Annotated in this window: 2 protein-coding genes; both read left to right on the top strand. The window is 61.6% G+C overall.

Features of this window, described 5'->3' with window-relative positions; all coding sequences use genetic code 11:
• The first annotated feature begins 227 nt into the window (after positions 1–227).
• Positions 228–470, top strand: coding sequence for a hypothetical protein (locus tag AUL38_RS15870; RefSeq protein WP_059063673.1), 243 nt, complete (start codon positions 228–230; stop codon positions 468–470).
• A gap of 159 nt (positions 471–629) precedes the next feature.
• On the top strand, positions 630–1,205 hold the full coding sequence (locus AUL38_RS15865; RefSeq protein ID WP_059063671.1) for a hypothetical protein: 576 nt from the start codon (positions 630–632) through the stop codon (positions 1,203–1,205).
• Positions 1,206–1,245 lie beyond the last annotated feature (40 nt).

Here is a 1,245-nt window from a genome sequence, read left to right as displayed (position 1 = left end):
GGGTTATAGGACAAAACGTGTGGATGGAATCCCGATCTAACCGCACCACCATGCGGTAAACCAAGGCACACTATGCTCCGGCACCCTTAACTGTGCCAAAAACGTCACACACGACCCGCTGCATGGTATGCAACAGCACCCTCGTGAAAAACGGGAGAACCGCGGCGGGAACACAACGCTGGCGTTGCCAAGACTGCGGCGCATCATCCATCAGGCAACGCCCCGACGTGACCGCCAAACACCAACTCCAACTATTCCTCACCTGGCTCCTGGGCAAACACGCACAAACCGATCTCGGAGGCCCTTCCGCCGCCCGCCAGTTCCGGCGCGACACGTCCTGGTGCTGGGACATCGAACCCCGCCTGGGGCCCGTGACGACGACACATCACACGATCCTCGTTGACGGCATCTACATCGGGTCTTGGTGCCTCCTCATCGCCGTGACCGATTCCTTACAGGTCCTCGCCTAGCAGTGGTGCTCTAGCGAATCCCGGGCAGCCTGGCAGGCCCTCCTCGAACGCATCCCTGCCCCGACCGTGGTCGTGTGTGACGGCGGGCCAGGCATTGCCTCAGCACTCCGAGAGGCATGACCCACCACCCGAGTCCAGCGCTGCATCTTCCATATCCGCATGAACCTCCGCAGACACCTCACCCTCCGCCCGAGAACCCTTGCCGGTCAGCACCTCGCCCAAGTCGGGAGAGCCCTCTCAGAAGTCACCACCATTGACGACGCCATCGGGTGGCAGAAGCTCCTTGACGTGTGGTGGCAGACCTACGGGCACCTCACCACAGAACGCACCAGATACCGAGACGGCACCTGGGGATACACCCACGACCGGGTTAGGAAGGCATGGAACCTGCTCCACTCACTCAACCGGAAAGGCACACTGTTCACGTACCTCGAACACGACAACGCCCGCACAACGTCACCGCTGAAGGGCGGCATCAACAACGGCATCAGAACCGTCCTGCGGAACCATCGCGGGATAAGCGAAGCACACATGAAGCGGGCAGCGGAATGGTTCCTCACCCTGCGTGAGATCCCACTCGAACGCGCACACGAACTCATCCAAGACCTGCAGTCGCCCCCGGAACCAACGCTCTGGGAGTCACCGGAAGAGTCCACCGGGCCAGCGCTCTACGACACAGGCCTCGATGCTGGTGAGGGGCTCTGGCTACGTGCTGGATGGGTGGGGAGGGACTGACACTCCCGGAACCATCCACACGTTTTGTCCTATAAGCCCC

The organism is Leucobacter sp. G161 (genome assembly GCF_001482305.1).
Lineage (GTDB): Bacteria > Actinomycetota > Actinomycetes > Actinomycetales > Microbacteriaceae > Leucobacter.
This window is presented reverse-complemented; position numbering and strand designations above follow the sequence as displayed.